The following is a 21,237-nucleotide window of genomic DNA, read 5'->3' as shown; positions in this document are numbered from 1 at the left end:
CGGCGGCTCCGCGCGATCGCAGCCCAGCGATGGGCGGCTGGCACCGGCGGCTCTCGGCGATTCCCGTCCGGCGACTGGCGGCACTTCCCGGCGACTGGCGGCACTTCCCGGTGACGCCCGGCAATTGCCGTCCCGGCGACCCCGCGCAAAGGTCACCGAACTGTCCGGTGACCGTCGCCAAGCGGCCGTCGCCCGATCACCACTCAACCGTCGCCCGGAAACCGCCCCGAGAGGCCGTTTGCCCGTCGACAGCACGGTAATCCGCCGACACACCACCGTCGTGCCGGTCAGCGGGACAACGTCACCTGCTGTTTGTTGCTTACCGGCCACGCTGTGTGCTCCACTGTCGATCACCCACTGCTGTAAGTCCCGCGTCTGCGGGACCGCCGCTTGTCAGCAGCGACCACCTCGGCACGGTCCTGCGATCCGTGCCCGACGGACAGAAGGAGCGGCTCCTTGCTTGCGCACCAGCGTGGAACACATCTGCGTGGAAACAGTCGGCGTGGAAAAATCCGGGGCACCGTCGCATTGGCGGTCCTCGCGCTCGCGGTCGGGGCCGGTGCGGCTCACGCGGCGCCGGCGGCTGCCCCGAAGGCTACGGCGTGGCCTGGCGGGTCGAAGGTGGCCATCGCCGACGACTCCGGGGTTTTCGGCAGCAACCTCAGCGGCGTGTCGTACGAATCGCCCACCGTGTTGTGGGCGGTGAAGAACGGCCCCAGCACCCTGTACCGGCTCGTCCAGGACGGCGCCAAGTGGCGGCCCGACACGGCCAACGGCTGGTCCGAGGGCAAGTCCATGCACTACTCCGACGGCAGCGGCGACCCGGACGCCGAAGGGGTCGTCTTCACCCCGGACGGCGTCTTCACCGCCACCGAGCGCGACAACGACGACGGCGACACGAGCAAGCCCGCCGTGCTTCGGTACGCGACCTCGGGATCGGGCAAGTCGCTCAACGCGACCGGGGAATGGGACCTCACGTCGGACCTGCCGTCGGTCGAGCCCAACAAGGGGCTCGAGGCCATCTCCTGGGTCCCGGACTCGGCGCTCACCGCGCACAAATTCCGGGACGAGCACACGAAAGCCGCCTACAACCCGGCGAGCTATCCGAACCACGGGACCGGCCTGTACTTCGTCGGGCTCGAGGACAACGGGAAGGTCTACGCGTACGCGCTCGACCAGTCCGGGGGCAAGTACACGCGCGTCGCCACCATCGACAGCGGGTTCCCGGCGATCATGGATCTCGAGTACGAACCGTCGACCGGCCACCTGTGGGCCGAATGCGACAACACCTGCAAGGGTCGCACCAGCACGCTCGACGTCAACTCCAAGGGCGCGTTCGCTGCCACCGCGCAGTACGACCGCCCGTCCGGGATGTCGAACTACAACAACGAGGGCTTCGCCATCTCGCCGACCTGCGCGAACGGAAGCAAGCAGGTCGTGTGGTCCGACGACGGCAACGACGGCAACCACGCGCTGCGCACCGGGACGCTCTCCTGTAAGTAGTCCTTTATAGACAGACAACTGCGGCGGCACCGGGAAACCCGGGGCCGCCGCAGTGTCGTAAGAGCGTCAGGCCTTCAGCAACCGGTCCAAGGCCCGCGGGACGGCCGTGGCCAGCAGGTCGAGCTCCGCCTCTTCGGCGACCAGCGGCGGCGACACCGCCATCCCCTTGCCGAGCGAGCGCACGATCACGCCCTCCTCGAGCAGGAACTTGTGCAGCCTCCCGGGCGCGCCCGGGTCCGCGGCCAGCAGGTCCGGCGCGAGTTCCACCGCGGCCAGGAATCCCAGCCCGGCCCGCACCTCCGCCACCGCCGGGTGCCCGACCGCACCGGACAGCGCGTCCGCGAGCGGCTTCTCCAGCGCCTTGCCGCGCGGGATGATGTCGTCGCGCTCGTAGATGTCCAGCGTCGCGTTCGCCGCGGCGCAGGCGACCGGGTGCCCGGCGTACGTCGCGCCGTGGCGCAGGATCGGCGCGCCCGGACGGCCGGTGAAGAACGGCTCCGCCACGTGCGGCGCGACCAGCAGCACGCCGAGCGGGATCGTCCCGCTCGTCACGCCCTTCGCCGTGGTCACCAGGTCCGGCTGCACCGACCAGCGGTCGATGCCGTACCAGGTGCCGAGCCTGCCCCACGCGCAGATCACGCAGTCCGCGACGAACAGCACCTCGTGCTTGCGGCAGATCGCCGCCACTTCCTCGATGTAGCCGTCCGGCGGCAGCAGCACGCCGCCCGCGCCGATGACCGGTTCGCAGAAGAACGCGGCCACCCGTTCCGGCCCCACGCGGAGGATCTCCTCCTCCAGCGCCGCCGCGTTGTCATACGGCACCTGCGAGAAATCTGCGGCGGGCGGGCCCCAGCCCTCCGCGTTCGCCGGAATCCCGGCCGCGGCGGTGCCGAATCCGTGCGTGCCGTGGTAGCCCTGGGTCCGGCTGATGACGTGGGTCTTGTCCGGGCGTCCGGTGTGGACGAAGTAGGACCGCGCGATCTTCACCGCGGTGTCCACCATGTCGCCGCCGCCCGAGCCGAGGAACACCTTCGACCCCGGCACCGGAGCCAGCTCGGACAGCCGCGAAGCCAGCTTCAGCGCGGGTTCGTTCGCGACGCCGCCGAAGAGGTTGTACGCGTCGAGCTTCTCCAGCTGCTCGGTCACCGCGCGGGTGATCTCGGGACGGCCGTGCCCGAGGTTCGAGTACCACAGCGACGCGGAGGCGTCGAAGTAGCGGCGGCCCGCGTCGTCCCAGACATAGGACCCCTCGCCGCGGGTCACCACGAACCGGTTTCCGTCGACCGCGCCCATGTCCGCGAACGGGTGCCACAGCGGGTTCGGCTGCTGGTCCGGCATTGCTCCTCCTCGGGGTCGGCTCAACCGGCCGGCGCCGCGGGGAGCGGCGACCGGCCGCCGCCGCCCTTTCTACCCGCCCGGCCGGGGATCGGCGAACCGCGACCCCTCGACGCGCGCCATCGCGGAACCCCGCAGCCCGTGGGCCCGATGGCTCCGATGGCGCTGCCCCCGGCCGGGCAGACCAGGCGCCTGCCGCCGCGCCGGACGCCGGCAGGCCAGCTCGCCCTTGTACAGCTCGGCGGCGCGGACCAGATCGGCGTAAGCCTCGACGTGGATCCGGTTGATCGCGTCGTGCGCTTCCCGGGCGGCCGCGTCGAGCCACGCGCAGTAGTCGCTTCGGGTCTGGGTCCGCATCGCGCGCCCCCGCTCAGACGTTTTCGACGGTGGTTGCCTGTGCGTTCGAAGGCGCGGAACTCAGCGACGCACCCTTCCGGTCCTTGACGAAGAAGCTGGTGACCAGGCCGATCAGCGTCATCACGGCGAGGTAGCCGCCGACCGCGTAGACCGTGCCGGTGCTGGTCTGCAGGCTTTCGGCGATGGTCGGCGCGAACGCCCCGCCGAGCACCGCGCCGATCGCGTACGAGATCGCCGCGCCGCTGTAGCGGACTGTCGTCGGGTACATCTCCGCGTACAGCGCCGACTGCGGGCCGTAGGTGAACCCGAGCCCGACCGAGAACAGGAACAGCGCCACCAGGAGCAGTCCGACGTTGGCCGTGTTGATCAGCGCGAAGAACGGGAACATCCACGCCAGCTGGATGACGAACCCGATCCGGTAAGTGCGGACGCGGCCGATCCGGTCCGCGAGCCAGCCGCCGACCAGCGTGCTCACCAGCCAGGCGACCGCGGACAGCATCACCGCGATCAGCACGGTAGAACGGCCGAGGTGCAGGGTCTTCGTCGCGTACGACTGCACGTATCCGCCGGTGGTCATGTACCCGACGGCGTTGTTGGCCGCGAACAGCAGCGCGCCCGCGACGACCAGCTTCCAGTGGTGCCGGAACAACTGCACCAGCGGCATGCTCGACCGCGCCTTCTTCTCGCGGACCTCCTCGAACACCGGGCTTTCCGCGACCCGCGACCGGATCATCAGTCCGGCGACGATCAGCACCACGCTCAGCAGGAACGGGATCCGCCAGCCCCACGCCAGGAACTGCTCCGGCGAGGTCAGCGCCGTGACCAGCGCGAGGACGCCGTTGGCCAGCAGCAGCCCGATCGGCACGCCGATCTGCGGGAACGCGCCGTACAGCCCGCGCCGCTCGGCAGGCGCGTGCTCGACCGCGAGCAAAGCCGCCCCGCCCCATTCGCCGCCGGCCGAGAGCCCCTGCACGATGCGCAGCAGCACCAGGATGATCGGTGCCCACACCCCGATCGACGCGGTGTTCGGCACCAGGCCGATCAACACCGTCGAAATCCCCATCAGCAGCAGGGTCAGGATCAGCATCGCGCGCCTGCCGAGGCGGTCGCCGAGATGTCCGGCGATCACCGCTCCGATCGGGCGGAAGAAGAAGCTGATGCCGACCGTCGCGAACGACACGATCAGCGCGTCCTTGCCGAGGACCGCGAAATACTGCGTCGCGAACACCAATCCGGCGCAGATCGCGTAGATGAAGAAGTCGAACCATTCGATAGTCGTGCCGACCATCGCCGCCAGGACGACGCGGCGGTGCTCTCTGCTGATCCCGGACGTGCGCGGCATCGCGCCTCCCCTGCTGACAGTGCTTCAGGCCGTGCCAGATCGTATATAATCAGCCGCCACCCCGACAAGCTTCAATCAGGTAACTGAGCAGGCCTTTTGTCTACAGTGGTCGAAACTGGCAGCGTGCCCGCCGATTCCAGCCAGTGGCCACAGCGGGCAGATGGTATATTATTTAGCAGAGCGAACGGACCGGTTACGGTTGCCTGGACACCCCGCCGCGGCGGGTGGCGAAGGGGAGGCGACAGGGATGTCCACCACGCACGAGCAGGCGGGGCTGAGCAAGAGCCAGCACACGTACCAAGTGCTGAAGTCCCGGATCACCGCGGGCGAATACCCGGCCGGGCACCGGCTCGTCCTGGGTTCGCTGGCCAAGGAGTTCGACGTGAGCACGGTTCCGGTGCGGGAAGCGGTGCGGCTGTTGCAGGCCGAGGGGCTCGTGCACTTCGAACGCAACGTCGGCGCGACCGTCGCGGCGATCGATCCGGTCGGCTACGAGCACACGATGCAGATGCTCGCGATCGTGGAAAGCGCGGCGACCGCGCTCGCCGCGCCCCATCTGACGGCCGACGACCTCGCCGAGGCGGGCGAGCTCAACGACCGGATGCGCGCCGGTCTCGGCCAGCTCGAACCGGTCGAGTTCACCCGGCTCAACCACGAGTTCCACGAGGTGCTCTACACCCGCTGCCCCAATCCGAGCCTGGTCGACCTCGTCAAAAAGGGCTGGGCGCAGCTCGCCACGATCCGCGATTCGACCTTCTCGTTCGTGCCCGCCCGCGCGCTCGCCTCCGTCGCCGAACACGACCAGCTGCTGGACCTGATCCGCTCCGGTTCCGGGGCCGAATGGATCGAGCACTGCGCGCGGGCGCACCGGTCAGCGACACTGGACGCGTTCCTCAGCTGGGACGCGGACGCGCACCACAGCTGACTTCACGCGGTCATCTGCGCGAGGATCGTCGCGAAATCCTGCTGTGGCACGGGAAACAGACCGCGGCGAAACGGCAGGCCCCAATGCGCGGGGTCGGTGACGAACGACAACTGGCCGACCAGCGGCTTCGCGTCCACCCGCGCGCAAGCGTGGAAGGAAGCCGCGAGCCGCCACGGCCGGAAGTCGTCGCTGACGTAGGCCTGGTAAGGCTTTTCGCCGGTGATGGTGGCCCACGCGGTGAACTGCCGGACCGGCGAGCCGCCCTGCAAGCTCGTGCGCGGCGAGTAGAAAATCATCTCGTCGCCCGGGCGCGGCTGGCGAAGACGTTTGCCCGCACCGTGATCCGCCTGGGTGAAGCCGCCCTCGACGGCGGCTTCCACGTGGTCAAGGCTGACGGTGTTGATCCAGAAGCGCGGGGCAAAGGCGTTCATTTCGCGGTCAGCCCTTCGACCAGACCGGTCGTCGGCCTGCCGAGGAGCCGGGAAAGATCGTCACCGACCCGCGCGAAAACCCCGGCAGCAATGGTTTCGTCGAGGCTGACCAGGAAATCGGCCAACTCGTCGGCCATCCCCGTTTTGCGGAGCAGCGCCCGCAATTCCCCGGGAGTGACCGGCTGATAGGCGACTTCCCGCTCCAGCACCACCGACATCGCGTCGGCAATGTCGGCGTAGGTGAAGTCCGTGTCGCCGGAGAGGTTGTACGTGACGTTGTCGTGCCCTTCGGTGGTGACCACGACGGCCAACGCCTCGGCCAGATCCTTCCGGCTGGCCGCCGCGACAACGGCGTCACCGGTCGCCGCGGCGAGAACGCCGGTGAAGCGGGGGCCAGCCAGCGACTGGACGTAGTTCTCGATGTACCAAGTGTTCCGCAGGATCGTGTACGGCACGCCGGAATCGACCAGGACCTTCTCGGTCGCCCGGTGGTCCGCGTTGATCTCGAGCCGGTCGTCGTCGGCTCGGACTCCGCTGGTGTAGTAGAGATGCCGGACGTTCTTCGCGGCTTCGATGACCGACTCGTGCTGCGCGAGGCGATTCTCGTCGCGGCCCGAGATCAGCACGAGGTCCGCATGCCGCGCGACCAGGTCCGCGACGCCAGCCTCATCCGACAGGTCGACGGACGCGGCACGGAACCCGGCGGACGCGAGTTCCGCGAGACGAGCCGGGTTGCGTCCGGCCGCGGTGATCGTCTCGGGACTCTTGCCCCGCTCGACCAGCGCGTCCAAGACGTGCTGGCCGAGTGCTCCGGTAGCCCCGAAAACGAGGGTGCTCGCCTCAGCCACGGTCGTGGAGGGTGACGTGGTAGCCGTCGGGGTCGGCGAAGGTGAACGTGCGGCCGAAGGGACCGTCGATCGGCGCGGAGACGATGGGGTGCCCGTCGGCGACGAGCGCGTCGTGAATGGCCTGGACGTCGGTGGCGAGCAGCCAGATCGCGGTGCCGATGCCGGGCTGCGCGACGGAGGCGAGGTCGGTGCCGGGAACGACCTCGCGGAGGGCGAACGCGATCGGCTTCGTCTCGAAGACGACGGCGTGCGGCGGTCCGGCCGGCGAGCGGACGAGGCCGAGGTAGCGCTCGTAGAACGCCTGGGAAGCGTCCAGGTCACGCGCCTGGAGGGAGAGGAAATCGGGGCCGATGGCGGGCACGGTGCTGCTCCTTTTCTTCGTGTCAGGTTCCTGACACGAGCCACTGTATGTCAGAATCCTGACATGAGTCAAGACGGGGCCGGGGTCGACCTGGACAAGTCGCTGGGCTACCTGCTGAAAGAGACGTCGAGCGCGTTGCGGGCGGCCATGGAGGAGGTGCTGCGTCCGCTCGGGATGACGGTGACGCACTACTCCTGCCTCGAACTGCTGGCGCAGCGGCCGGGCCTGTCGAATTCCGAACTCGCGCGCGGCACGTTCGTGACCCGGCAGTCGATGAACGTGCTGCTCCAGGCCCTGGAGCGGGACGGTTACGTGACCAGGCCCGCGGAAGCGCCCGTCGGGAAGGCCCTTCCCGCCCGGCTCACGCCGCGCGGACGGCGGAGCCTGGAGAAGGCGAGCGCCGCGGTCCGGGCCGTCGAGGTCAGGATGCTGTCCGGGCTGACCGAGGCCGAGCAGTCGGACGCGTTCCGGATCCTGCGGAGCATGGCCAGTTCCCTGCGGGACGGCGGATAGCTCAGCCGCGCGGTTTGCGGTACCAGCGCGGCGAAGTGTTCAGCGGCGGCTTCAGTTTCGCACGCACCACCAGCACGTTCGGCTCGTCCGACTCGACGAATTCGCTCAGCAGACGGCGGAACGCGCGGCCGAAGCCGGACACCCGGTCCGCGTGCACGCCGAACGAACGGGCCAGTCCGACGAAATCCGGGCTGTCCCAGTCGACCCCGCGGTGCGGCAGTCCTTCCTGGTCCTGGTCGAAGCGCAGCATGCCGTAACCGCCGTCGTCGACGACCACGACCGTCACCGGCAGCTGTTCCTCGGCGAGCGTCGCCAAATCCCCTACCGCGTATAGGAAACCGCCGTCGCCGGTGACGCACAGGACGCGCCCGCCGCCCGCCGCCTCGGCCGCCGCGCCCGCGCCGAGCGACGCCGGGAAGCCGTAGCCGAGCGTGCCCCAGCCCATCGGGTACGCCAGCCGCCGCGGCGCGCGGACCCGGTGGAAGCCGCCGATCCAGTATCCGGCGACGCACATGTCCGTGACGATCGTCCCGTCCGCCGGGAGCACTTCCTCCAAAGTGGACAGAAAATCGGCGGCCTGCGGTTCCTCGTCGCGGATGCGCCTGCGCACCCGGCGGCCGATCCCGGCCAGCCGCGCGGTCAGTTCGTCCAGGCCGGGCCGCGTATCCGGATGCAGGGATTCGACGACGCGGCGGGCGTCGCCGACCAGGGTGACGTCCGGCCGGTAGTTCTTCGCCGCGTCGCCCGCGTCGACGTTGACCGCGATCAGCTTCGGCGGCGCGGGCATCTGCCAGTTCTGCGTCATCAGGCCGTCGAAATCGGTGCCGATCGCGAGCACCACGTCGGCCTCGTCCCACAGCTGCCCGACCTCCGGCGCGTGCACCGGATTCGGGGCCAGGCAAGGATGTTCGGGCGGAAGCAGGCCGCGCGCGCCGAAGGTGGTGACCACCGGCGCGGCCAGCCGTTCAGCGAGATGCCCGATCGCTTCGCCCGCTTCGGAGCGCAACGCGCCGCCGCCCGCCCAGATCAGCGGACGGCGCGCGGACGCCAGCAGCTCCGCCGCGCGCGGCAGATCCGGCAGGTCGAGCACGCGTTCGGCGGGCGGCGCGGGCGGTTCGCGCGGCGGCGTGGTCTCGCGGAGGAAATCGGTCGGAATGCCCAAATACACCGGACCGCTTTGCGGCATCAGCGCGAGCCGGGCGGCGCGGTGCAACGTCGCGGCGATCTGGTCCGCGCGGTGCACCGTGAAACCGGCTTTCGTCACCGGGGCGAACATCGCCTGCTGATCGGAGGTTTCGTGCAGCACTCCGCGCACGACACCCGGACGGCGCAGCGTCGACGGAATGTCCGTGGCGATCACCAGCACCGGAGCCGCGGACGCCATCGCTTCGCCGACCGCGCCGAGCGTGTTCGCCGCGCCGGGTCCGGTGGTCACGAGCGCGACGCCGAGTTTTCCCGTCCTGCGCGCATAACCGTCGGCGGCGTACCCCGCGGTCTGTTCGTGCCGGACGTTGACGAGCCGGATCCCGGTGTCCGCCAACGCCTCCCACAGCGGCAGGTTGTGGACTCCCGGCAGGCCGAACACCACCTCGGTCCCGAGAGCCGTGAGCGCGTCCCCCAGCTGCTGAGCTCCAGTCCGTCCTGCCACGCCAGCGATGGTATCCGCCTCGCGTAAGCAGCTGCAGACAACGTCACCGGACAGGGGTTGTCATCGCCGCGCGGCCCCGCTGTCCCCCGTCCGGCCGCGAGATCTGAGGCGCCGCCTTTTTCGTGCGTACACTCCGGGTGCCGGGGACGCCGAGGTCCCCGCGGCAGCGGAAAGGGGTGGCCGAATGCCGTTGATGCCGGTGACCGACTCGATGTTCCTGATGGTCGAGACCCGCGAGCACCCGATGCACGTAGGCGGGCTCCAGCTGTTCCGCAAACCCGACGGCGCGGGCGACGACTATCTGCGCGACCTCCGCCGCTCCCTGCTCGAATCGGACAACATGCGCGGCGTGTTCCGGATGCGGCCGAGCCGTCCGGTGAACACCGTCGGGCACGTGCGCTGGTCGCGCGACACCGATCTGGAACTCGACTACCACTTCCGGCACTCCGCGCTGCCGCAGCCGGGCCGGATCCGCGAACTGCTCGAACTCACCTCGCGCTGGCACAGCACGCTGCTCGACCGGCACCGGCCGCTGTGGGAAACGCACCTCATCGAAGGACTGCGCGACGGCCGGTTCGCGGTGTACTCCAAGATCCACCACGCGCTGATGGACGGCGTTTCGGCGCTGCGGCATCTGCAGGGCACGCTGTCGGACGACCCCGCTGACCTGGACTGCCCGCCTCCGTGGGGTTCGCGCGACAAGCCGGCCGCGAACCGCAACGGCCGTGCCTCCGCGTCGCCGTTCGCCCTCGTGGGCAAGACGTTCGAGCAGGTCGCGGGCATCGCGCCGGCCGCGGCGAAGGTGGCGCGCGAGGCGTTCCGCGAGCACCGGCTCACGCTGCCGATGCAGGCGCCGAAGACGATGCTGAACGTGCCGATCGGCGGCGCGCGCCGGTTCGCCGCGCAGTCCTGGCCGCTCGACCGGGTGCGCGAGGTCGCGACGGCCGCGGGCGTGTCCCGCAACGACGTGGTGCTCGCGATGTGTGCCGGCGCGCTGCGCGACTACCTGATCGAACAGAGCGCGCTGCCGGACGCGCCGCTGGTCGCGATGGTCCCGGTGTCGCTGCGCCGCCGCGACTCCGGCGACGCGACCGGCAACAACATCGGCGCACTGCTGTGCAACCTCGCCACCGACCTGACCGATCCGGCGCAGCGGCTGGCCGCGATCTCGGAGTCGATGTCGAACGGCAAGAAGCTGTTTTCGCAGCTGTCGCCGTTGCAGACGCTGCTGTTGTCCGGGATCAACGTGGCCCAGCTGGGCGCGTCGCCGATCCCCGGGGTCGTCGGCAACACGCGGCCGCCGTTCAACCTGGTCATCTCGAACGTGCCCGGCCCGCGCAAGCAGATGTACTGGAACGGCGCGGCGCTCGACGGCATCTACCCGGCGTCGGTGCTGCTCGACGGGCAAGCCCTGAACATCACGCTGACCAGCAACGGGGACAATCTCGACTTCGGCGTCACCGGGTGCAGGCGCAGTGTCCCGCATCTGCAGCGGATCCTGACGCATCTGGACACCGCGCTCGCCGAACTGGAGTTCGCGACGCGGGGGTAGCCCGGGCACTGGATGGCACCGGAGACGGCGTGGTTATTCGATTGACAGCCGCGGGAGGCTCGGCCGGTGAGCCTCCTGGAGCCGTTGCGGCACCGCAGTTTCCGTGCCCTCGCCGCCGGGCGGACGCTCGGCACCTTCGGCAATTCGGTCGCTCCGGTCGCGCTCGCGTTCGCGGTGCTCGACCGCACCGGGTCGGCGGTCGATCTCGGGCTGGTCGTCGGGGCGCGGTCGCTCGCGAACGTGCTGCTCCTGCTTTTCGGCGGCGTGCTCGCGGACCGGCTGCCGCGCGCGATGATCCTCCAGGGCACCGAGATCGCGGCGGGGCTCAGCCAGGCGCTGATCGCCGCGAGTGTCCTTTGTGGATTCTCCTCGGTCCCGTTCCTGATCTCGCTGAGCGTGGTCAACGGCGCGGTCTCGGCGATGTCGCTGCCCGCCGCGGCGGCGATCACCCCGCAGACCGTGCCGCGCGACCTGCTGGCGCCGTCGAACGCGCTGCTGCGGCTGCTGGTCAACGGCGGTCGCATCGCCGGGGCGGGAGTCGCCGGGGTCGCGGTGGCGGCGGTCGGATCCGGCTGGGCGCTGGCGGTCAACGCGCTGCTGTTCTTCGCCGCCGCGCTCGCCTACCACGCGGTCCGGCTGCCGCGCGCCGAACGAGCGCCGGGCAGCAGGCCGATCGCCGACCTGATCGCCGGATGGCACGAATTCCGGTCCCGCACCTGGGTGTGGGCGGTGGTGGCGCAGTTCGCCGTCGTCAACGCCGCCGGATTCGGCGCGCTCACGGTCATCGGGCCGGTGGTGGCGGACGAGACATTCGGACGGTCCGGCTGGGGACTGGCGCTGGCGATGCAGACCGCGGGCGCGCTGCTCGGCGGGCTCGTCGCCGCGCATTGGCAACCGCGGCACGCCTTGTTCATCGGGGTGGCTCTGGTGACGATGGACGCGCTGCCGGCACTGACGCTCGGCTGGTGGCCGTCGCTCGTCCCGGCGCTGATCGCGATGCTGGTGGCCGGGCTGGCGATGGAGCAGTTCAGCGTCGCCTGGGACGTTTCGCTGCAGGAACACGTCCCGCCGGACCGGCTCGCCCGCGTGTATTCCTACGACATGCTGGGGTCGATCGCCGCGATGCCGCTCGGGCAGATCGCGGCGGGTCCCCTCGTGCAGCACTTCGGCCGCGAAACGGTGCTCGTCACGTGCGGGGTGCTAGTGGTCGTCGCCACCGGGCTCGCGCTGTGCAGCCGGGAGATCCGGCAGCTCACGAACCGGCAGGCGGCACCGGTCGCACCGACAGGAAGTTGACCGCGCTCGCGCTGAACACCAGCTCGTCGTCGCCGTTGAACAGTTCCATCTTGGTGCGCACGAGGCCGCGGTCGGGCTTCGACTTCGACAGCCGCGCCTCGGTGACGGTCGCCCGCATCCGCAGCCGGTCCCCCGGCCGCACCGGACGCGGCCAGCGCAGTTCGTCGACGCCGGGGCTGCCGAGGCTCGCGACCGACGACAGGTAGTGGTCGGCGAACATCCGCATCATCAGGCTCGACGTGTGCCAGCCGCTCGCGATCAGCCCGCCGAACGGGCCCTCCTTCGCCGCCACCGGATCGACGTGGAAGCTCTGCGGGTCGTACTTTTCGGCGAACTCGATGATCTCCGCCTCGGTGACGGTCGTGTCGCCGAACTCGTACACCGATCCCTCGGGGTAGTCCTCGAACCAGCGGTCGTCGATGGGCGCGGTGAACTCGGTCATGCGGGACAGCCTGCCACAGCTTGTCACCGGCGAAACGTGCCGAGAGTCTCCCCAGTGGGCGTCACGGCGCGGCCCAGGGCCGGACCTCCTCGAGCAGCTTCGCCACCGCCAGCACCAGGTCGTCCGAATGCCGGGGACCGACGATCTGCAGGCCCACCGGAAGGCCCGATTCGGTGCGCCCGGCCGGGACGCTGATCGCGGGCTGCTGCGTCATGTTGAACGGATACGTGAACGGCGTCCACTCCGGCCATTCGGTCATCCCGCTGCGCGGCGGCACGTCATGGCCGGCCTCGAACGGCGGGATCGGGACGGTCGGCGTGAGCAGCACGTCGTAGCGGGTGTGGAACTCGCCCATCAGGATGCCGAGCGCGGCGCGTTCCGCGGTGGCGTCGAGGTAGTCGCCCGCGGAATAGGTGCGGCCCTGTTCCCACACGCGGAGCAGGCCCGGGTCGATCCGCGACTCGCTGCCCGGCGGGAACGCTTCGAGGGACTTCGCCGCGCCCGCGGACCACAGCACGTCGAAGGCGTCCTTCGGGTCGGCGAATCCGGGGTCGGCCTGCTCCACCTGCAGTCCGGCGTCGGCGAGGGACTGCACCGCCGACTGGACGATCGCCGCGACTTCCGGGTCCACGTCGGCGAAACCGAGCGTCGGCGAGTACGCGGCGATGAGCCCGCGCACGTCGCGCCGCACTGCCTCGCGGTACGCGCTGATCGGCGGCGCGAGCCCGGTCGGATCGCGGTGGTCCGGCAGCGCGAGGACGTCCAGCAGCAACGCCGTGTCGTCCACGCAGCGCGCCATCGGCCCGGCGTGCGCGAGCGGCCCGAACGGGCTCGCCGGGAACAGCGGGACCCGGCCGTGCGTCGGCTTCATGCCGACGATTCCGCAGAACGACGCGGGAATCCGGATCGAGCCGCCGCCGTCGGTGCCGACGGACAATTCGCCCATCGCCGCCGCGACCGCGGCCGCGCTGCCGCCGCTGGACCCGCCCGCCGTCATCCGCGGGTTCACCGGATTGCGCGTGATGCCCGCGAGCGCGCTGTCGGTGACGCCCTTCCAGGCGATCTCCGGCGTGGTGGTCTTGCCCAGCACGACCAGGCCCGCCTCGCGCATCCGCGCCATCACCGGGCTGTCGACCTCCCACGGCTGGTCGGCCGGGATGCTGGTGGAACCGCGCAGCGTCGGCCAGCCCTGAGTGAGGAAGATGTCCTTGATCGACGCCGGGACGCCGTCGAGCGCGCCGATCGGATTCCCGTCGCGCCAGCGCGCCTCGGCCGCTTTCGCCTGCTCCAGCGCGCGCTCGGCGTCGACGAGGCAGTAGGCGTTGACCTCGCCGTCGCGGTCCTCGATGTTCTGCAGGGCGCTCTTGGTCGCCTCGACCGGCGACAGTTCGCCGGTGGCGTAGGCGGCGACGAGTTCGCTGGCGGTCAATTCCCGGTCGCCCATCCGGCGCCTCCCTGCGATTCGGACGGCACGTAGCCGAGCCGTTTGTCCACGACGTTCCAGAGCGGTTCCCCGGCGAGCCAGCGCCGGAAGTTCCCGGCGAACACCTCTACCAGCGTCCGCCGCCAGCCGAGGAAGTCCCCCGACATGTGCGGGGACAGCAGAACGTCCGGCATGGTCCACAGTGGACTCTCGGCGGGCAGCGGCTCGGTTTCGAAGACGTCGAGCGCGGCGCCGGCGATCTCCCCCGCCTGCAGCGCCGCGATCAGATCGGACGTGACCACCAGTTCGCCGCGCCCCACGTTGACGAACCGCGCAGACGGTTTCATCGCGGCGAACGCGGCGGCGTCGAACATGCCCTTGGTCTGGTCGGTGAGCGGCGCGACCGCGACGACGTAGTCGAACTCGGGCAGATACCCCGTCAGCCCCGCGGATTCGCGCACGACGCCGAAATCCGGATCCCCGACCCGGGCCCGCCGCCCCGCCCCGGACACCCGCATCCCGGCCGCGCGCAGCATCCGCGCGATGGCCCTTCCGATCGGTCCGGTGCCGACCACCAGCACCTCCCGCCCGGCGATCCGCTCGGTCTCGCGGTGCTTCCACGTGCCGGAACGCTGCAGGTCGAGCGAACGCGCGAAGTCCTTGGCGAACGACAGCACGACGCCGAGCACGTACTCGGCGATGGCGTCGTCGAACACCCCGCGCGAGTTCGTGAGCACGACGTCGCTCTCGCGCAGCCCCGGGAACAGCACCGGGTCGACGCCGGCGCTCGCGATGTGCAGCCACTGCAACCGGTCCGCGGCGGGCCAGGCGCCGGGGACGGCCCCGGACAGGAAGTCGTAGACGAAAAGCGCGTCGGCCCCGGCCAGCGCACCGGCAAGGCCGCGCTCGTCGGTGTAACGAACTACCGCCGCGTCTTCGATAGCGGCCATGTCCGGTGGATGGTCTGCCCCGCAGAGCACTGCCAGTACGGGGTTTTCCGGAGCGGTCACGATTGACACGGTAAAAGTGGCTCGTATGATTGTCAACAATCCGAGGACCACCCCCGGAGCACCGGACGGGCATCGGCACAGGCGTATTCCGGAGGCTGAACCTTGGATCTGGACTTCCTCGCGTTCGAGGGCCCGCTCGCCCAGCGCGGCATCGGCGTGATCGCGCCGTTCGACCTCGCGCTCGAGCGTGAGCTGTGGCGCTGGGTGCCGATGGAGGTGTCGCTGCATCTCGCCCGCACCCCCTACGAACCGGTTCCGGTGAGCATGGAGATGGCGCAGCTGGTGAGCGACAGCAGGCACCTCGCCGCGGCCACGCGCGACGTGCTGCACGTGGAGCCGGAGGTGGTCGCGTACCTGTGCACCTCGGGCAGCTTCGTGAACGGCATCGACTACGAACGCTCCCTCACCAAGGCGATCTGCGACGCGGGCGCGCCGGACGCGGTCACCACGTCCGGGGCGCTGGTCGAGGTGCTGCACCAGCTCGACCTGCACCGGGTCTCGGTGCTCACGCCCTACGACGCCGACCTCACCGGCAAACTCCACGATTTCCTCGGCGAGGTCGGCGTGACCACGGTGTCCAGCGACCACCTCGGGCTGGGCGGCGGCATCTGGAAGGTCAGCTACCGCACCATCGCCGAGCGGATCCTGGCCGCCGACCACCGCGACGCCGAGGCGATCTTCGTCAGCTGCACCAACCTCCCGACGTTCGACCTGATCGAACCGCTGGAAAAGGCGCTCGGCAAACCCGTGCTGACCGCCAACCAGCTGACGATGTGGGCGTGCCTGCGCCGGATGCAGCTGCCCATCGTGGGACCCGGCCAGTGGCTGCGGGAGGTGTCTTGACCGGTCCCGCTAATATTGTCGACAATTTGCGCATCCCGGAGGTTTCGTGACCACGATCGGCTTCATCTACCCCGACCACGCGGCCGAGGACGACTACCCGCTCGCGGAACAGCTTCTCGGCGGCTCCGACGGCGACATCAGCCTGCCGGTCGCGCACATCTACGGCACCGACCTGCACGCCGTGCCGGAACTGCTCGACCTCGGCAGCGAAGCCCGGCTCGCCGAAGGCGCGCGGCTGCTCGCGAAACACCAGCCGGAAGCGGTGGTGTGGGCGTGCACGTCCGGCAGCTTCGTGTACGGCTGGGACGGCGCGCGCAACCAGGCCGACCAGCTCGCCAAGGCCGCCGGAGTGCCGGCCTCGAGCACGTCGTTCGCCTTCGTGCACGCGGCGAAAGCCCTTGGCGTGCAACGAGTCGCGGTGGCCGCGAGCTACCCCGACGACGTCGCGCGGCTGTTCGTGGACTTCCTCGCCGCGGGAGGCGTCGAGGTGCTTTCGATGTCGAGCGCCGACATCGACACCGCCGCCGAGGTAGGCCAGCTCGCCCCCGAGGCCGTGGTGGACCTCGCGGTGAGCCACGACCACCCGGACGCCGACGCGGTCCTGGTGCCCGACACCGCGATGCGCACGCTCGGCGAGATCACCGACATCGAGGCGAAGCTCGGCAAGCCGGTGCTGACCGCCAACCAGGTGACCGTGTGGGAAGGCCTGCGCCTGACCGGCACGACCCGGCTGGTGCGTTCGCTGGGCGCGTTGTTCCGGACGAGGGGCTGACCCGTGGTCGCACTGCCGGACATAGAGCCGGTCAGCCGGGAATCGACCGCCGCCGTGATCGCGCGCCAGCTGCGCGACGCGATCATGACCGGCGCGCTGCCGCCGGGCACCCAGCTCGGCGAAACCGACCTGGCCGCCCGCTTCCAGGTCTCGCGCGGCCCGCTGCGCGAGGCGATGCAGCACCTCGTGTCCGAGGGTTTGCTGCGCAGCGAACGCCACCGGGGCCTGTTCGTGATCGACCTCGAACCGGAGGATGTCTTCGACATCTACCTCGCCCGCTCGGCGGTCGAACGGGCCGCCCTGCTGTGCGCGTTCCGCGGGGACCGCGAGGCAGTGGCGGCGATGCTGGAACAGAACGTGGCCGACATGGCGGCGGCCGCGGACGATCCGGCCGCGCTGTCGGAGGCTGACCTGCGCTTCCACGAGGCGCTGATCAACGCCTCCGGCAGCAAACGACTGGCGCGGATGGCCCGGACGCTGCTGATCGAGACGCGGATGTGCCTGACCCTGCTGCAGAGCACGTATCAGGGCGTGGAGGACCGGCTGGAGGAGCACACGAGGATCATCGAAGCCCTTCGGTCGGACGACGAGGAGACGGCGCTGCACCTGCTGGACGCGCACATGGAGGACGCGATCAGCCGGTTGCTTCCGGGGCGGACCCTGAAGGGCGGGGTCGCGGTTCCGGAGTGAGGCGGGCGGGTTTTCCGGACGGCCGCTTCTCCTCCCCTGCACCGCAGGGAGCACGCCACTCACCCCGCGCTGCCCGATTACCGCATGAGCACACGCAATCCGCGCTCGGCGGATGGCGACGCGGTCGTCTCCGCACCTGACCGGACCGCTTGCCCCCGTGGCGGCGAACCGCGCGGCGGTCCGTTCCTCGCGGGCGAACCGGTGCAGCACGAAGCCGGAAGCGCCGCCGGGCAACACGAGCAGCAGCAACGGAATGGCTGAGTCCGCACCGCTCCGCCGTGGCGACCAGGAGATGCGGCTCAGCTCGCCGACGACTCCAGCGTGATCCAGTACCGCCGCACCGGTCCGTGGTCGGTCTGACGGATTTCCTCCAGCACACCGCCCGCGCGTTCGATCGTCTTGGCGGACGCCAGGTTCTCCCCCTCGCACACCAAGAGCACACAACGCAGGTCCAGCCGCCGGGCTTCGGGCAGCATCTGGCGCAGTGCCCAAGAAGCGAGACCACGGCCGCGCGCGGTCGGACGGAGGCCGAGGCCGAGGTGCCCAGCCCACCGAACGTACGAGGCCGGTCCAGCGCGCAGGGCGATTCCGCCGAGCACCTGTCCGTCCTCGACCAGCCAGCGGTACACAGCGCGGTCCGCGGCCAAGGAACCGACCCAGGCGGCGAAGCCAGCCGGAGAATCGACCTGATCCGACGCGGACAGGCCGAAGCCGTCCTCGTGCAAGCCGGGGCCCCATTCGCGATGTACTTCCAGCCACGAGCGGTGCAGGCGGACAGTGGGGGCCAGCAGTTCCGGCATGCTTCGACACTACCGGCCGCCGGCGCGGAAAACCCTGCAACAGCAAGAAAAACTCACGCACGACGCACCCCCAGAACGGGCTGTCCGCCGCGGCCGGAGTTGTACTGCGGAGACCACGGGAACCAGCCTGCCGAGTCGGCGTACACCAGCTGTCTGGCTTCGATTCCCGTGCCATAGCAGCACACCGCGATGTCCAGGTGCGCCGCCGGAGCACTGAGCTGGACGATTTCCACTCGCGGCAACCGGGGCAGCAGCCACTGCTGCCCGGGCACCGGCGGGCCGGTGTGCAGCGAGTGTTCGGCCGCGGCGTTCAGCAGCCGTACCGCCTGGTGTGGCAGCAATCCCGTGACAACCAGCTCGGGCAGGCCCTGCACGGTCAGGCCCGCGGTGTACGCCCAGGGCGGCCGGGAACCTGTTCCCAGCACGCCCTGGACGCACCAGCCGTGCTCCCTGATCTCGTCGAGCACCTCGATCAGGTACTGCTCCTCCGGTCTTTCCGGTTCCTCGCACCTCTGGCACATCGGCTCCTCCTCCCCTCGGGGACCCGTCGGCGGGTCAGGGAAGAGTCAACCGCGCGGCACCGACGAAAAATCAGCGGAGCGAAGCGGCCACCGCGGTGCCGAGCGCGGTTGTGGTAGCGGTTCCGCCGAGGTCGGGGGTGAGCGTTTCGCCCGCGGTCAGCACCTCGTCGACCGAGGCGCGGATCGCTTGTGCGGCAACGGTTTCCCCGAGGTGCTCGAGCAGCATCGCGGCGGCGAGGATCTGTGCGACCGGGTTCGCGATGCCCTGTCCGGCGATGTCCGGAGCACTCCCGTGGACCGCCTCGAACATCGACGGAAACTCACCTGATGGGTTGATGTTTCCGGACGGGGCCATGCCCAGTCCGCCGGTGATCGCGGCCGCGAGGTCGCTCAGGATGTCGCCGAACAGGTTCGACGCCACCACCACGTCGAGCCGGTCGGGAGCCTGCACCATCCGCGCGGCGAGAGCGTCCACATGGCACTGTTCCGCGCGGACGTCCGGGTACTGGCCCGCGACTTCCGCGAAAATCTCGTCCCAGTACGGCATCGAGTGGATCAGCCCGTTGGACTTGGTCGCCGACGTGACGTGCTGGGAACGCGTCCGCGCGAGTTCGAAGGCGTACCGGATGATCCGTTCCACCCCGACCCGCGTGAACACCGATTCCTGCAGCACGAACTCGTCCGGCCGCCCGGCGTTGTGCCGTCCGCCGATCTCCGAGTACTCGCCCTCGGAGTTCTCCCGGACGATCACCATTTCCAGCTCGTCGACCTTCCGCCCGGCCAGCACCGAGGACGTCCCCGGCAGCAGCCGCACCGGGCGCAGGTTGACGTACTGCTGGAACGCCCGCCGCAACGGGATCAGCAGGCCCCACAACGAAACGTGGTCCGCGACGCCGGGGAAGCCGACCGCGCCGAGCAGGATGCCGTCGAACCCCGACAGCTGCTCGACCCCGTCCTCCGGCATCATCGCGCCGGTCTTCGCGTACCGCTCGCAGCTCCAGTCGAATTCGGTCCATTCCAAGGAGAATCCGTACTTGTCCGCGGCGGCGTCGAGGACCCGGCGCGCCTCGATCGTGACGTCGACCCCGATCCCGTCGCCGGGGATGCTCGCAATCCGATGGGTCACAGGTTCACCGCGATGTACTTGGTCTCCAGGAATTCCTCGATGCCGACCGTGCCGCCCTCGCGGCCGAGACCGGACTGCTTGACGCCGCCGAACGGGGCCGCCGGGTTGGACACGATGCCCTGGTTGAGGCCGATCATCCCGGCCTCGAGGCGTTCCGACACCCGCAGCGCGCGCTTCAGGTCGCTGGTGAACAGGTAGGACACCAGGCCGAATTCGGTGTCGTTGGCCTTCTCGACCGCCTCGTCCTCGGTGTCGAACGGGGTGATCGGCGCGACCGGGCCGAAGATTTCCTCGCTGGCCAGCCGGGCGTCCACCGGAACGTCCGTGAGCACGGTGGCCGGGTAGAAGTGCCCGGGACCGTCGACCCGCGAGCCGCCGGTGAGCACCCGCGCGCCCTTGTCCGTGGCGTCCTTGACCAGTTCGGTCACCTTCTTCACCGCGGCCTCGTCGATGAGCGGGCCGACCACGACGCCTTCGTCGGTGCCGCGGCCCATCGGCAGCGCCTGCATCCGCTCGGTGAGCCGGCGGGAGAACTCCTCGGCCACGCCGCGCTGCACGTAGAACCGGTTGGCCGCGGTGCACGCCTCGCCGATGTTGCGCATCTTCGCCTGCATCGCGCCCTCGACCGCGGCGTTCAGGTCCGCGTCGTCGAACACGACGAACGGCGCGTTGCCGCCCAGTTCCATCGACGTGCGCAGCACCTTCTCCGCGCACTGTTCCAGCAGCTTGCGCCCGACCCCGGTCGAGCCGGTGAAGGACAGCTTGCGCGCGCGTCCGTCGCGGATCAGCGGCTCCATCACGCCGCCCGCGTCCTTGGTGGTGACGACGTTCAGCACGCCTTCGGGCAGTCCGGCGTCGGCGAGGATCTGGGTGAGCGCGAGCATCGACAGCGGCGTCTGCGCGGCGGGCTTGATGACCATCGTGCAGCCCGCGGCGACGGCCGGGCCGATCTTGCGCGTGCCCATCGCCATCGGGAAGTTCCACGGCGTGATGAGCAGCGTCGGGCCGACCGGCTGGCGCGCGATCAGGAACCGCCCGTTGCCGTTCGGGGCCACCGCGTAGCCGCCGTCGATCCGCACCGCTTCCTCGGCGAACCAGCGGAAGAACTCGGCGGCGTAAGTGATCTCCCCGGCGGCCTCGGCCAGCGGCTTGCCCATTTCCAGCGTCATCAGCAGCGCCAGCTCGTCGCGGCGCTCGATGAGCTTGTCGTACGCCCGGCGCAGGATCTCGCCGCGCTCCCGAGGGGCGACCGCGGCCCAGTCGGCTTGTGCCGCGACGGCCGCGTCGAGCGCCGCGAGGCCGTCCTCCGGCCCGGCGTCCGCGACCTGGCACAGCACCTCGCCGGTGGAGGGGTCCTGCACGTCGAAGGTCTTGCCGCTGCGCGCGGAGACCCACTTGCCGCCGATGAAGAGTTCCTTGCCGACCGCGCTCACGACGCCGTTCTCGGTGATCCCGCTCATCCAGCTCGCTCCTGTTCCTGTTGTCCCGAACTCATGCTA

The 21,237-nt window shown here is 70.1% G+C and carries 23 protein-coding genes; 9 read left to right on the top strand and 14 right to left on the bottom strand.

Going from position 1 to position 21,237, the window contains the following annotated elements; genetic code table 11:
* Positions 1-510 precede the first annotated feature (510 nt).
* Complete coding sequence (locus FKO37_RS10995) at positions 511-1,503, top strand: hypothetical protein (protein ID WP_374204455.1); 993 nt, start codon at positions 511-513, stop codon at positions 1,501-1,503.
* A gap of 66 nt (positions 1,504-1,569) precedes the next feature.
* Here FKO37_RS10995 and FKO37_RS10990 read toward each other — a convergent pair whose 3' ends face one another.
* From FKO37_RS10990 to FKO37_RS10980, 3 genes are all read right to left on the bottom strand, one after another.
* Positions 1,570-2,841 carry an aspartate aminotransferase family protein gene (locus FKO37_RS10990; RefSeq protein WP_238604387.1) on the bottom strand — a complete coding sequence of 424 codons (1,272 nt, stop codon included), beginning with the start codon at positions 2,839-2,841 and terminating at the stop codon, positions 1,570-1,572.
* 69 nt (positions 2,842-2,910) lie between these two features.
* Positions 2,911-3,195 carry a hypothetical protein gene (locus FKO37_RS10985; protein WP_037817077.1) on the bottom strand — a complete coding sequence of 95 codons (285 nt, stop codon included), beginning with the start codon at positions 3,193-3,195 and terminating at the stop codon, positions 2,911-2,913.
* Positions 3,196-3,208: 13 nt separating this feature from the next.
* A complete protein-coding gene (locus FKO37_RS10980; protein WP_238604386.1) occupies positions 3,209-4,537 on the bottom strand; it encodes an MFS transporter in 1,329 nt (442 codons plus the stop codon).
* Between the two features lie 247 nt (positions 4,538-4,784).
* Between FKO37_RS10980 and FKO37_RS10975 the strand changes: the two genes are divergently transcribed.
* Positions 4,785-5,462, top strand: a complete 678-nt coding sequence (locus tag FKO37_RS10975) for a GntR family transcriptional regulator (protein ID WP_037817079.1) — start codon at positions 4,785-4,787, stop codon at positions 5,460-5,462.
* 2 nt (positions 5,463-5,464) lie between these two features.
* Here FKO37_RS10975 and FKO37_RS10970 read toward each other — a convergent pair whose 3' ends face one another.
* The 3 genes from FKO37_RS10970 to FKO37_RS10960 are packed head-to-tail and all read right to left on the bottom strand — an operon-like array spanning position 5,465 to position 7,102.
* Complete coding sequence (locus tag FKO37_RS10970) at positions 5,465-5,893, bottom strand: EVE domain-containing protein (protein WP_238604385.1); 429 nt, start codon at positions 5,891-5,893, stop codon at positions 5,465-5,467.
* Complete coding sequence (locus FKO37_RS10965) at positions 5,890-6,741, bottom strand: NAD(P)H-binding protein (RefSeq protein WP_238604384.1); 852 nt, start codon at positions 6,739-6,741, stop codon at positions 5,890-5,892. The genes FKO37_RS10970 and FKO37_RS10965 overlap by 4 nt, the downstream gene beginning before the upstream one ends.
* Entirely contained in the window at positions 6,734-7,102 is a 369-nt protein-coding gene (locus tag FKO37_RS10960; RefSeq protein WP_043832774.1) for a VOC family protein, read from the bottom strand. The genes FKO37_RS10965 and FKO37_RS10960 overlap by 8 nt, the downstream gene beginning before the upstream one ends.
* Before the next feature lie 63 nt (positions 7,103-7,165).
* Between FKO37_RS10960 and FKO37_RS10955 the strand changes: the two genes are divergently transcribed.
* Positions 7,166-7,615 carry a MarR family winged helix-turn-helix transcriptional regulator gene (locus FKO37_RS10955; protein ID WP_134728146.1) on the top strand — a complete coding sequence of 150 codons (450 nt, stop codon included), beginning with the start codon at positions 7,166-7,168 and terminating at the stop codon, positions 7,613-7,615.
* Position 7,616: 1 nt separating this feature from the next.
* Here the strand turns inward: FKO37_RS10955 and FKO37_RS10950 are convergent, their stop codons facing one another.
* Positions 7,617-9,263 (bottom strand): thiamine pyrophosphate-binding protein, encoded by a 1,647-nt coding sequence (locus tag FKO37_RS10950; RefSeq protein ID WP_167754036.1) that lies wholly within the window; start codon positions 9,261-9,263, stop codon positions 7,617-7,619.
* Between the two features lie 184 nt (positions 9,264-9,447).
* Between FKO37_RS10950 and FKO37_RS10945 the strand changes: the two genes are divergently transcribed.
* Positions 9,448-10,815: a wax ester/triacylglycerol synthase family O-acyltransferase gene (locus FKO37_RS10945; RefSeq protein ID WP_037817087.1), complete on the top strand. Its 1,368-nt coding sequence runs from the start codon at positions 9,448-9,450 to the stop codon at positions 10,813-10,815.
* Between the two features lie 66 nt (positions 10,816-10,881).
* Positions 10,882-12,111, top strand: a complete 1,230-nt coding sequence (locus FKO37_RS10940; protein WP_238604383.1) for an MFS transporter — start codon at positions 10,882-10,884, stop codon at positions 12,109-12,111.
* On the opposite strand, the gene FKO37_RS10935 is transcribed toward FKO37_RS10940, so the two are convergent.
* From FKO37_RS10935 to FKO37_RS10925, 3 genes are all read right to left on the bottom strand, one after another.
* Positions 12,068-12,553 carry a MaoC family dehydratase gene (locus FKO37_RS10935; RefSeq protein ID WP_037817090.1) on the bottom strand — a complete coding sequence of 162 codons (486 nt, stop codon included), beginning with the start codon at positions 12,551-12,553 and terminating at the stop codon, positions 12,068-12,070. The genes FKO37_RS10940 and FKO37_RS10935 overlap by 44 nt on opposite strands.
* Positions 12,554-12,614: 61 nt before the next feature.
* A complete protein-coding gene (locus FKO37_RS10930; RefSeq protein WP_238604382.1) occupies positions 12,615-13,997 on the bottom strand; it encodes an amidase in 1,383 nt (460 codons plus the stop codon).
* Positions 13,979-14,926 (bottom strand): D-2-hydroxyacid dehydrogenase, encoded by a 948-nt coding sequence (locus tag FKO37_RS10925; protein ID WP_240014781.1) that lies wholly within the window; start codon positions 14,924-14,926, stop codon positions 13,979-13,981. The genes FKO37_RS10930 and FKO37_RS10925 overlap by 19 nt, the downstream gene beginning before the upstream one ends.
* A gap of 162 nt (positions 14,927-15,088) precedes the next feature.
* On the opposite strand from FKO37_RS10925, the gene FKO37_RS10920 reads away from it, so the two are divergent.
* The 4 genes from FKO37_RS10920 to FKO37_RS10905 all read left to right on the top strand — a co-directional run bounded on the left by FKO37_RS10920 (position 15,089) and on the right by FKO37_RS10905 (position 17,552).
* The gene (locus FKO37_RS10920; RefSeq protein ID WP_037817095.1) at positions 15,089-15,829 is read left to right on the top strand and encodes an Asp/Glu/hydantoin racemase; all 741 of its coding nucleotides are present in this window, start codon (positions 15,089-15,091) and stop codon (positions 15,827-15,829) included.
* Positions 15,830-15,875: 46 nt separating this feature from the next.
* Positions 15,876-16,601 (top strand): aspartate/glutamate racemase family protein, encoded by a 726-nt coding sequence (locus FKO37_RS10915; RefSeq protein ID WP_043832785.1) that lies wholly within the window; start codon positions 15,876-15,878, stop codon positions 16,599-16,601.
* Between the two features lie 3 nt (positions 16,602-16,604).
* Complete coding sequence (locus tag FKO37_RS10910) at positions 16,605-17,291, top strand: GntR family transcriptional regulator (RefSeq protein WP_037817098.1); 687 nt, start codon at positions 16,605-16,607, stop codon at positions 17,289-17,291.
* A gap of 84 nt (positions 17,292-17,375) precedes the next feature.
* On the top strand, positions 17,376-17,552 hold the full coding sequence (locus tag FKO37_RS10905) for a hypothetical protein (protein WP_238604380.1): 177 nt from the start codon (positions 17,376-17,378) through the stop codon (positions 17,550-17,552).
* Between the two features lie 38 nt (positions 17,553-17,590).
* On the opposite strand, the gene FKO37_RS10900 is transcribed toward FKO37_RS10905, so the two are convergent.
* The 4 genes from FKO37_RS10900 to FKO37_RS10885 all read right to left on the bottom strand — a co-directional run bounded on the left by FKO37_RS10900 (position 17,591) and on the right by FKO37_RS10885 (position 21,198).
* Complete coding sequence (locus tag FKO37_RS10900; RefSeq protein WP_238604379.1) at positions 17,591-18,091, bottom strand: GNAT family N-acetyltransferase; 501 nt, start codon at positions 18,089-18,091, stop codon at positions 17,591-17,593.
* Between the two features lie 53 nt (positions 18,092-18,144).
* Positions 18,145-18,612: a DUF4262 domain-containing protein gene (locus FKO37_RS10895; RefSeq protein WP_238604378.1), complete on the bottom strand. Its 468-nt coding sequence runs from the start codon at positions 18,610-18,612 to the stop codon at positions 18,145-18,147.
* Between the two features lie 70 nt (positions 18,613-18,682).
* A complete protein-coding gene (locus FKO37_RS10890; RefSeq protein ID WP_238604377.1) occupies positions 18,683-19,738 on the bottom strand; it encodes a tartrate dehydrogenase in 1,056 nt (351 codons plus the stop codon).
* Positions 19,735-21,198: an NAD-dependent succinate-semialdehyde dehydrogenase gene (locus FKO37_RS10885; RefSeq protein WP_238604376.1), complete on the bottom strand. Its 1,464-nt coding sequence runs from the start codon at positions 21,196-21,198 to the stop codon at positions 19,735-19,737. The genes FKO37_RS10890 and FKO37_RS10885 overlap by 4 nt, the downstream gene beginning before the upstream one ends.
* Positions 21,199-21,237: the final 39 nt, after the last annotated feature.

The sequence above is a fragment of the Amycolatopsis sp. Poz14 genome (genome assembly GCF_006704225.1).
Classification (GTDB): domain Bacteria; phylum Actinomycetota; class Actinomycetes; order Mycobacteriales; family Pseudonocardiaceae; genus Amycolatopsis; species Amycolatopsis nivea.
This window is presented reverse-complemented; position numbering and strand designations above follow the sequence as displayed.